Genomic DNA, 7,935 nt, shown 5'->3' with positions numbered 1-7,935 from the left:
ATAGAAGCGGCACTTGCCGCCGTCGATGCCGAAGTCAAAGCACTATTGTATAACCAATCTCTCTCCCTAAGTGATAAAGATGAAAAGATGTTGCCGTTATTACGAGAGAGTAAAGTGTTAAAACAGACGTATGAAGATTTGTGTTACTTGAGAGATAATCCGCCAAGCAGCCCAGGGGGTTGCAAAGCTGGAAGTTATCGAGAAGAAAAGTAGACATTTCTATCTGCTAGATTATATTTTACTGGTTTAAATCTTTTTCCAGAAGTGCAATCGATTGAGCATTAAGCTCTCCGGTAATATCAAGTAATAAAAGACGGTTGTTTAATACTTCATACCCTGCATTGATTAAATCCCTTTTGATTTCAAAGAGTTTTGCACGGGCTTCTAAAAGATCAATAATACTTTTTAATCCCGCAGCATGTGCTTTTTCAACCGATTCAACATAAAGATGTGCGGAGCGTTCCGAATCTTTTAAATTATTATAATTTTCTACACTGTAGTGAGACTCTTCCCATGCCTCTTCGAATTTTGCGTTTGTCTCTTGAGAATAGTATTCACGCTCTTGCTGTGCAGCATCTAAAAGAAGTATCCCCTCTCGTACACGCGATTGGACATATCCACCAGCATAAATTGGGATACTCATCCGTACAATTGCCTGATTGTCATAGATATGTGTTATTGGATCAGCAGAATTCGTCTCTTTTCGAGTTAAGCTCAAATCGACTTTAGGATAGTGTTCATAATTTCGAATTGCAACTTCGTCTTCAGCTGCTTTGACAGTGTACTTAGCTGATTTATAGAGTGGATTTTCGTCTAGCTTTTGATTGAGTTCACTTTTATTTATAATCCAATGAGAAACATCGATCATTTCAAAATTAAGTTCATGAAGTGCTTCAATCGGCTTACCGATCATATTTTGTAAACGAAGTTTCGCAATTCCAGCCCTTTTTTGCTCAATTGCATAGAGTGAACGAGCTTTGTCGCGAGCTATCTTTGTCTCAAGAAAATCGATTTTATTGGTCAATCCGATCTTTAACATCTCTTCAAGCTGTACATATTTTTGCTCATAATAGAGTTTTTGAGCGCTCGCTAATTCTGCACTTTTTTCACTATGTAAAACACTAAAATACGCTTTTGACACATCCAGCCCTACTTGTTGTTGTTGTGCTTTTAGTTGTTCCAATGCAGATTCGTACTTACTTTTTGCTTGATCTAAACCACGCCAATATTCAGGTCGGAATATGGGCTGGACTGCTGAAATCGAATAATCGGTATAGTTCTCTTTTGTCGCTTTAGAAGAGGCTTGATAAGCATATTCATACCTACCAACCGATACCGTTCCTTGAATTTGCGGAAATAATCTAGAACGAACTTGCTCGATCGATTCACCGTTTGCTGCGGTTTTTAAATACAACGACTGGAGCTTCGGCTCATGCTTCAATGCCAATTCATAGGCAGTCCCTAATGTTAAAGGCTCTTGCGCATTTGAAAGCAACGCAAAAACTGCTAACGTAATGACAGATAAAAGAGGATTACTCTTCATTAAATGCCTTTGTAAACATTTGTGTCAAAGGTTTAATCATATAATCCATAAAGGTACGACTGCCAACCACAATCATTGTCTCCACAGGCATCCCTGATTGTAGTGAGAGCTGATTTTTTTGTAGTTCTTCTTCACCTTCAGGTGTTATTTGAATTTTAACCGGATAATAAAGGCTCTGTGTTTGTTCTTCTAGCACTGCATCCGGTGCAACAAAAATTACTTTTCCTTCCACAACATCTAAAGATTTAACATGAGCAAAATTGGGAAAACGGATCTCTGTTTCGAGTCCAACACGGATATTTGTCACTTCATTAGCAGCTACTTTCCCCTCTATAATCAAAGGCTCTCCACGTGGAACAATCTCTAAAATGGGCTGACCTGAGGGGATAATCCCACCAATTGTATGTATCTTCAAATTTGTCACTACACCCTCTACCGGAGCTAAAATTACTGTACGTTTCAGCGTATCTTTTAAAGCACTGATACGGCTTCGCAAATCTGAAAGCTCCATGTGTACCTGACGTAGGTCACTTGCGATCTGAGTCATCAGTGTTTGTCTTTGGGCGGTTATTTGTGCATTCATCTCTGAAATTTGTGCTCTTGCGCGTGAGATTTCTGTTTTTGCATTCGCAATTTCACCCTCGATACGTACTTTTTCACGCTTAATTTCGCGTAATTTTATTTTATCGATCAACTGCTCTTTGTAAAGAATTTCCCACTCTTTAATTTCCTCACCGTAAGAGGTAGAAAGGCTGTTTTTGGCAGTAATAATTGCTTCCAATCCCTGTATTTGATTTTTCAATTGTTCAATTCGCTGAAGTACTATCATTTTCTGATCGGATAAATCTTGACGACGTACTTGGAATTCTTGTCGTTGCCCCTCGATCAAAGTAGTTTTTGCAATGGACTCTTCCATCTGAGCCAACTCATCACTAAAGGCAATGGTATTTAATCCATCCCTCTCCGCAATCAAACGAGATTCAAAAGCGAGGTTTTCAAAAAACTTTCCTTGTGCAATTTCTAATTGAGCTTTTGCTTGAGTCGTATCGAGTTCTATTAATGGCTGATTTAAATGGACAATATCACCATCACGCACTAAAATTGCTTTGACAATTCCACCTTCTAAGTGTTGAATAACACGATTATTAGAAGCTACAATTACTTTCCCAGGAGCGGGAACGGCACTGCTTAAAGGGGCCAATGATCCCCAAATTCCGAAGATTCCAATCAACAATCCTAATACAATCCATCCCAATCGTCGATAACGTCGATCATCCGTTTCTGGCGTCGGAGCAGATGGAGCTTTTATCAATTCTGTTGTATCGATACTCATCCTTGAACTCCTGGCATAGCTGTTTTTGGTGCGAGAGCAGCAATCACTTCATCTCTTGGACCGAACATTTGAAGCTGTCCATCACGTAAAAATGCAATTTTATCGGCATTTCCCAAGATTGATGGTCGATGGGTGATTAAAATAACAGTAGATTGACGTTGCTTCATCTGCAGCACGGCTTGTACCAATGCTCGCTCCCCGGCGTCATCAAGATTAGAATTCGGCTCATCAAGGACAATAATTTTAGGATATTCATAAAGAGCCCGAGCCAATCCAATACGCTGACGCTGCCCTCCAGAAAGTGCAATTCCCCCTGGTCCGATAGGGGTATCGTACCCTTTCGGTAACTGCAAAATCATCTCATGGACCCCTGCAACTATTGCCGCTTCCACGACCATTTCAGGCTTTGGTTCAGCATAGCGGGCAATGTTTTCACTAATGGTTCCATCAAACAATTCAATATCCTGCGGGAGATAACCGATGAATGAGCCCAAAACACTTCTATCATAATGGCTTATCTCAGCGCCATCGATTCGAACTTTCCCAGAATGCAGAGGCCAGACCCCTAGCATCGCACGTGCCAAAGAGGATTTCCCTGCTGCACTCGGTCCAATAATCCCAACAATCTCACCCGCTTTAATCGAAAGAGACACCCCTTTAAGTGATGGGGCTTGTGCCTCTGGCGGAACAACTACAATCGATTCCAAATCGATAAATCCTTTTGGCTGAGGAAGAGCGGTTGGAGACAAAGCTTCCGGAAAATCTTGGAGCAGTTTCCCAAGTCTCTCATATGCTCCGCGTGCCCCGCTGAATTGTTTCCAAGTATTAGTCATCAAATCGATCGGAGCGAGTGCTCTCCCCATAATGATCGATCCCGCAATCATCATCCCCGGTGTTACTTCACCCACTATCGCTAAATACCCCCCGAGTCCTAAAACAAGCGACTGCATCAGCATGCGAAGCGTTTTAGAGAGGTTTGACCATAACCCTGCCTCATCACTGGCGCGAGATTGCTCATTTAAAAATGCGATGTAACGCGCATACCAGCGTTTTCGAACATTCTCGTGCATCCCCATCGCTTCGATGATCTCTGAGTTACGTAAACTGGTTTGAATAAAACTTTGAGACTGCTGGAAGTAACGATTGGATTCTTCAAGGCTTTTCTTTGTCCGTTTTTCATTGATAATCGTTAATGTAAACGCAACAATTGCTGCAAAAATAGCAAACCACCCTAACCATGGATGAAATAAAAACATAATACCAATGTAAATCGGAATCCACGGCGCATCGAAAAAAGCAAATAACGGAGTTCCCGTCAAAAATTGCCGTATCTGCGTCAAATCACCCAGTGGTTGAGAGGTAGATTTACCCGGATTTTTGTTAGAGAGAGCAAACATAGCATTAAAAAGTCGGGTTGACATTTTCGCATCAATCGCATTTCCAACACGGATCAATATCCGCGAACGCACAAACTCCAAAATCCCCATGACCCCAAACATTACAATAACAATGAGCGTAAGCATCAGCAATGTTTCTTCGCTCCTACTTGCCAAAACCCGATCATAGAGTTGAAGCATGTATAGAGGTGGAACTAACATTAAAAGATTAATGAAAAGACTTATAAATGCAGCAAAATAAAAAGCGTGTTTCGAGAGTTTGATGACACCAAGCAGTTCGGAACTTTCTTTAGATGAAGGGTGTTTATTCATAAAATATAGGAACCTTGGTTAAAAAAGTTAAAATTAAGTACGATGGATTTTAGCATAATAATCTTTACAGTGAATAAGATAAGTCAAAAGGAATTGAGGTTCTCTCCCCTAACTAATTACTAGCCCAAGCAAGGGCAAAGAAAGGAGAATAAATACGAAAAAGCTGGAATTAGAGAGATTAAGCAGCTGCTAAAACTTTCTCAACCGCTTCATCAAAAAGATTTTGGTTCATTCCATACTCTTCGATAAGCTCATGGGCATTTTTGAGGGTATCATCGGTGATTTTACCATCCAGGCTAATCGCTTCTTTCGCTACTTTCAAAAATTTTGCCATCTCTTGGGTTTCGGGATCGGACGCATCTTCGGGTTCATTGGCAAAACGGATCAAATGAACCAAATCAGGATCAAAATTCCAGCGGAAAAAGAGGGTTGCTGTAACGTCCTCAGATTTTGAACCACAGGCGACAATTTCCGCTTGCTTAATTGAAATCCCTTTTTCTAAATTGCTGCTCAATAAAGCACTCTGATTTGATTCAATTAAATAGCGACTGATGACTACTTTACCCAATTCCAACAAAAATGATGCCAATGATAAATGAGCGAGAAGTGAACGGTCTACTTTAGATACCCAACGACTGACAAGAGCATTTTGAAGCTGTGAACGTGCCAAATAGGTATCTTTACTCATCCCATAAGGTGAAAGATCAAGCTCCATACACGAATTTGCGGCTGAGGCGATCGTAAAAGTACGAACGGCTTCTCTACCTAATAATGAAACTGCAGTAGCGATATCGTTGACCGTTCGGCTCAAACCATATAACGGGGAATTCGCAGTTTTTAGAATGTATGCCGTAATAATCGGATCATCTTTAATTGCGTTTGCCATATCGGACACCGTAGCGTTCGAATCATTAAAAACCGCTTCTACTTTTTGAACGGTTTCTGGTAGCATCGGAACGTGCTCAATCTGTTCCATTAATTCAATTCTCATCGCAATTCTCCAAAATAATTTCTTATAGTTCTGAAAGGATTATAGATCATTATAGATTAAATTTATTCTTTAAGGGTTGCTTTTTTATGAGATTTTGATAGGAGTGTGATTAAAAGGGTAGAAAAGAGACTCCCCCAGATACCTGCGGCACAAAACACGTCTAGGTGTGCTGCTGTATTCCTACCCTGACACGATGTCTAAACGCACCCTTGCACAGGTCTAGAGGAGAGGTGGAATTATAGCGGTTTCGCTTTATAAATGCAAGATAGTATGATTTTAGGAAAACGATACGGAACTTTTTTTGCTTTATCTTTTCAACCTAAAGTTTTTACCCTTTTGGCCGATTTACCTAACAATAAAAAGCAAAAGGATTTGCTATGGCTGGAACCATTAATTCACTCGGGATCGGGTCTGGTGTTTTGACATCAGATGTTATTGATAAACTAAAAGCAAATGATGAAGCATTAAGCATTACCCCTATCACGAATAAAATCACCCTTGCTGAGCAAAAAAGCAGTGCATTAGATTTACTAAAATCTCTCCTCTCTACGTTCAAAAGCAGTGTTAGCGCATTGGATGAAGATATAACGTTTCAAAAACGGAGTGTCAATGGTACAACAGATGGAGTAAAAGTGACTGCAGATGCTGGGGTTTCGGTTCAATCGTTCTCTATCAGTGATACTGAACTCGCTAAACAATACGTTAGTCAATCGGGTAGATTTGCTTCTAAAACCAGTCTTGTTGCCAATGGAACAGGGGCCATGTCTCTTGCAATCGATGGAAAAACTTATAGTATCGATTATACATCCTCTACAACGCTCGAAGATTTGGCAAGTGCTATTAATAACAAAGCGGGAGATAAAATCAAAGCATCAATTCTCCAAGTAGGAACTGATGATTATCGAATGGTTTTAACTTCCAATGCAACAGGGACGTCTCAAAATATCACCTTATCCGATTCAACCGGCGGATCTTTAGACTATGCACTCTATCAACAAAAAGATATCAAAGGGAGCGGGTCGTTTACTGCTACCAGTTCTTTGGTTACATCCAGTTCAGTGACACAATCAACCAAATTTTCGCTCTCACAACCCCTAACGGATGGGGGAATATCGGTCGAGATCGGAGGTGTTCTTTACAATGCTGATTTTGATACCGATCATACAACAACACTAACAAATTTCAAAAATGCAATCGATGCAAGTGGTCTCTATACTGCAACCATAAACGGTAATGATGTCACGATTAGTGCCAACACTGCGGGAACCCCCTACACCATCACAACCCCATTTACTACCGTAGATTCCACTGCTCTTGCATCAACGACCGATATGACCCCAAGTGTTGCAGGAACCTATAACATTACCATGAATGGAACGACTTACAATATTGCTTATGATGGAACGACAACCCTGCAACAATTATCAGATAATATCAATACCGCAGTAGGAAGCAGCGTTGCGTCAATAAAACAAGTAGGAAGCTCGTACCAACTCATCCTCCAATCAACGGCTACGGGTAATGATGCTACGTTTAGCATTTCCGATACCGGAGGATTTCTCGATACAAAACTGACAACCGGCATGATAGACTATGCGCCAGCAGAAGTGATACAACAGGCATCGGATGCCAGTTTTAAATACAACGGTATTACGATCACCCGCAGCAGCAACGAAATTGCCGATCTTATTACCGGAGTCACGATCAATCTACTCCAAAATGGCGACAGCACCAATATTGATATAACCCAAGATGTCGATGTAATCGGTAATGAAATGAGTAACATGGTTTCAAGCTATAACACGCTCATGGATCAACTTAATTCTATGACTTTAGCTGATGTTGAAAATGGCAAAGTAGGCATTTTCAATGGTGATAGTACCATCACGGGAATCCGCCGCGAAATCACCAAACTATTGACATCATTAAACAGCAATGGCTATTCACTATCGCAGTTCGGAATCGATCTTAACGAAACGGGTACTATGAGTTTCAACGCAACAACCTTTGCTAATAAATTCAAAGAAGACGCAGCTGAATCAGAAAAATTTTTCAGCGGATTAATCACCTACGACACAAATGGAAATGAGTCTTCAAGGGAAGATGGTATATTTACTCAACTCAATAGTTGGCTAGATCGTTACACTGGTTACAGCGGAATTATGACAATGTTGACCGATGCATCAAAAGAAGAGACAAAAACGTTAACTGCAAATAAAACACGAAGTCAAGCCCTACTCGATGCACGCTATGAATCAATGACATCACGCTTTATTGAATATGATGCCATTATCAGCAAACTCAACAATCAATTCTCCTCACTCAGCCAACAGATCAGTATGGCAGTCAACGGCTAAGA

General features: G+C 40.6%; 6 protein-coding genes and 1 other RNA gene. 2 read left to right on the top strand and 5 right to left on the bottom strand.

Annotation, left to right across the window (positions count from 1 at the left end):
• On the top strand, positions 1-213 hold a 213-nt coding region (locus PHR02_RS03000; protein ID WP_299988723.1), incomplete at its 5' end, for a hypothetical protein.
• A 25-nt stretch (positions 214-238) separates the two neighbouring features.
• Here the strand turns inward: PHR02_RS03000 and PHR02_RS02995 are convergent.
• The 5 genes from PHR02_RS02995 to ffs all read right to left on the bottom strand — a co-directional run bounded on the left by PHR02_RS02995 (position 239) and on the right by ffs (position 5,802).
• Entirely contained in the window at positions 239-1,543 is a 1,305-nt protein-coding gene (locus tag PHR02_RS02995) for a TolC family protein (protein ID WP_299988721.1), read from the bottom strand.
• The gene (locus PHR02_RS02990; RefSeq protein WP_299988718.1) at positions 1,533-2,876 is read right to left on the bottom strand and encodes an HlyD family type I secretion periplasmic adaptor subunit; all 1,344 of its coding nucleotides are present in this window, start codon (positions 2,874-2,876) and stop codon (positions 1,533-1,535) included. Before PHR02_RS02990 ends, PHR02_RS02995 begins: the two co-directional genes overlap by 11 nt.
• Entirely contained in the window at positions 2,873-4,585 is a 1,713-nt protein-coding gene (locus tag PHR02_RS02985) for a type I secretion system permease/ATPase (RefSeq protein WP_299988715.1), read from the bottom strand. The genes PHR02_RS02990 and PHR02_RS02985 overlap by 4 nt, the downstream gene beginning before the upstream one ends.
• Positions 4,586-4,763: 178 nt before the next feature.
• The gene (locus tag PHR02_RS02980; protein WP_299988712.1) at positions 4,764-5,576 is read right to left on the bottom strand and encodes an HDOD domain-containing protein; all 813 of its coding nucleotides are present in this window, start codon (positions 5,574-5,576) and stop codon (positions 4,764-4,766) included.
• A 128-nt stretch (positions 5,577-5,704) separates the two neighbouring features.
• Positions 5,705-5,802, bottom strand: an RNA gene (ffs, locus tag PHR02_RS02975) — signal recognition particle sRNA small type.
• A gap of 151 nt (positions 5,803-5,953) precedes the next feature.
• Here ffs and fliD point away from each other — a divergent pair.
• Positions 5,954-7,933, top strand: a complete 1,980-nt coding sequence (gene fliD, locus PHR02_RS02970) for a flagellar filament capping protein FliD (RefSeq protein WP_299988709.1) — start codon at positions 5,954-5,956, stop codon at positions 7,931-7,933.
• Positions 7,934-7,935 lie beyond the last annotated feature (2 nt).

Source organism: Sulfuricurvum sp. (assembly GCF_028688295.1).
Lineage (GTDB): Bacteria > Campylobacterota > Campylobacteria > Campylobacterales > Sulfurimonadaceae > Sulfuricurvum.
The sequence above is the reverse complement of the archived record's forward strand: the minus strand, read 5'-3'. Positions and strand labels throughout refer to the sequence as shown.